This window comes from Lactiplantibacillus sp. ME-2 (assembly GCF_022549155.1).
GTDB classification, from domain to species: Bacteria; Bacillota; Bacilli; order Lactobacillales; family Lactobacillaceae; genus Lactiplantibacillus; species Lactiplantibacillus plantarum.
The window spans coordinates 1-2,336 of the sequence record NZ_JAKZEQ010000095.1 but is presented as its reverse complement, the minus strand read 5'-3'; the positions used below and the strand labels follow the sequence as shown (position 1 = coordinate 2,336).

At 41.7% G+C, this 2,336-nt stretch carries 3 protein-coding genes; all 3 read left to right on the top strand.

The features are described 5' to 3' along the window. Positions 1 to 196 precede the first annotated feature (196 nt). Positions 197 to 328 carry a hypothetical protein gene (locus MMY95_RS16035; protein ID WP_003645284.1) on the top strand — a complete coding sequence of 44 codons (132 nt, stop codon included), beginning with the start codon at positions 197 to 199 and terminating at the stop codon, positions 326 to 328. Between the two features lie 30 nt (positions 329 to 358). Continuing rightward, the gene (locus MMY95_RS16030) at positions 359 to 490 is read left to right on the top strand and encodes a hypothetical protein (protein ID WP_003645285.1); all 132 of its coding nucleotides are present in this window, start codon (positions 359 to 361) and stop codon (positions 488 to 490) included. A 156-nt stretch (positions 491 to 646) separates the two neighbouring features. Then, positions 647 to 2,336, top strand: a 1,690-nt coding sequence (locus MMY95_RS15410) for a MucBP domain-containing protein (RefSeq protein WP_241277807.1), incomplete at its 3' end; no start/stop codon positions are given.

Sequence of the window (2,336 nt, the reverse complement as noted above, 5' to 3'; positions counted from 1 at the left end):
ACGATTTTCACGTATTACCAGGTACCCATACATCATCATATTCATCAAGTGTTTCGAATGATATCTTTGGTGGATTCCACAGCTTTATCTTAAACTTGATCAAAGCAATCAAGGGCTAATCGATCGAACAGATATATTAATCAATTAATTGATTAATGACTTGATATTATCTAGATAATAGAGGAGGATATGTATTATGAGTTTCTTTTCTGATTTGCATTTCTTACCAGGTACACATACTGCAACGCATACGAGTTATGTAAGCAACCAACCATTGGGTACTTTTTATCAATTCGTACTGAACGTAATTGCAGCTATTAAAGGCTAATTAATTAACCAATTAAAAGGGGAATAGATCATGAGCTTTTTCAATGATTTTCATATTTTACCAGGAACACACACATCATCGTATTCATCAAGTGTTTCAAATGACATCTTTGGTGGCTTACACAGTTTTATCTTGAACGTAATCAAAGCCATTAAGGGCTAATACGTTATTTAAAACTGAAATGCCAACAAAACCATTTATGGTGTAATAAGCACAATACGATAGACGCGTGACTAAGATGATGGGCTGGCAAGCGATTTGTCACCCATCATTTTACATGAGGCCAAAAAAATCGTGAGTGCTTGGGGAGGAATCCATATGTCAAAAGATAATCAAAAAGTGACCGGTGATTCAATTTATCGGGTAAAGATGTATAAAGACGGTAAACGCTGGGTCTGCGCTGGTGCAACTACGTTAGCTTTAGCTGCCGGCCTAGTATTTGCCAACGTCAATGCATCTGCTGATACAACACCAGCAAATGAAACTAAAACGGAACAAGTTACTAGTGGAGCCAGTTCATCAGCAACTAGTCAAGCGGCTACTTCGGATGCCAGTTCTGCATCTTCGACTAGCCAAGCAACTTCTACGACTAGTCAATCAACTTCAACAGTTTCTGCTGCAACACAGAGTGCTACTTCAACAACAAGTGCTGCCAGTTCTGTTGCCAGTCAAAATGATACAACGCAAACCGCTGTTGCAACTTCTGCTAAGGTTCAGTCACGAGCCGCTAGTGTTGATACAACCGCGACTGTTCAACAGGCAACACCAACAGTTACTGCACCGACCTCTAGTGCAACGCCAAAGGTTACTAGTGAAGCAACTTTAACAACTTCTGAAGCTGCTAGTGGTTCAACTTCTGAAGCAACTTCAACAGTTGCTACTGGTAGTGGGTCGTTAGCTGCTAGTCATGATGTTAATGCCAACAATGTGAAAGTCGATGGCACAACGGTTGCCAAGACCGTCAAAGGGCAAACATACGATATGCAGGTCGTGCTTACCAAGAACAAGGCAATTGACTGGAATACGGGTAGAACTAACGGACAATTCTCAATTGCTCCTGCAGGTAGTTCTGAAACGGCGAACGGAACTTGGAAGGCTGTTTCATATCAAATCAATCAGAACACCCCAGTGACTATTGGTACTGGTAGCACTATCGTAGTTCCGGTTAAGGATGTTATTAACGCGACCACGTTAACGTTTAACTATGAATATACGGCTACTAATGATACTAATTCAAATAGTGATTATTTATCAATCAACGATATTCCAAATGCTGATGATAAAGCTCATATTGAAGCGGCGGGAAATACAGTCTTGTATCAGAACGGGTGGGACTACACTGCTCAGACAACTACTGATGTAACAACTACCACACCAGCTGAAGATGCACAGGATGTTTCGGTGGCATACGTTGTGATCACTGGCTTTAATGCAGATGGTACCCCTAAGTATACTCAGATCGCTGGTGGTGTAACTAAGAGTGGAAAGGTTGGAACTACCTTTACAATTAGCCCAGCAACAATTGATGGCTATGCCCTTTATGGCGCAAGCAATAACGTTAAACCTGGTGACAATGGCTTAACTGGTACAGTCGATTCGGTTGCTACTAATAATGAAATTGTATTGGTCTACGCCGAAAATACTGGTATTGTTGCTAACTATCAGACTGCTGATGGGACAACGTTGGCTACGCCTAACCAATATACTCAAGGTACTGACAAAACCTTTACCCGTGCTGGTGGTACTTACGCATTGACGGCTCCAAGTCTTGATGGCTATACCTACGTAGGCTACAAGATTGGTGACGGCGATGTTCAATCCGGCAATGTTGCTGCTGGTACGCTTGTTGCTGGTGCTAATACAGTAACCTTTGTTTATGCACCAGTTGTTGAACAATCCGATGTTACTGTAAACTACGTTGATGAATCTGGTAACACAATCAAGGCCGCTACGACCCAAACTTTGGATAACGGCTCAACTTATAAAGTTGCAACGCCAACGATCGATG

What these genes read in the sequence shown, in the direction of transcription:
- MMY95_RS16035 (WP_003645284.1), top strand. Translation starts at nt 197, where the DNA reads ATGAGTTTCTTTTCTGATTTGCATTTCTTACCAGGTACACATACTGCA.
- MMY95_RS16030 (WP_003645285.1), top strand. Translation starts at nt 359, where the DNA reads ATGAGCTTTTTCAATGATTTTCATATTTTACCAGGAACACACACATCA.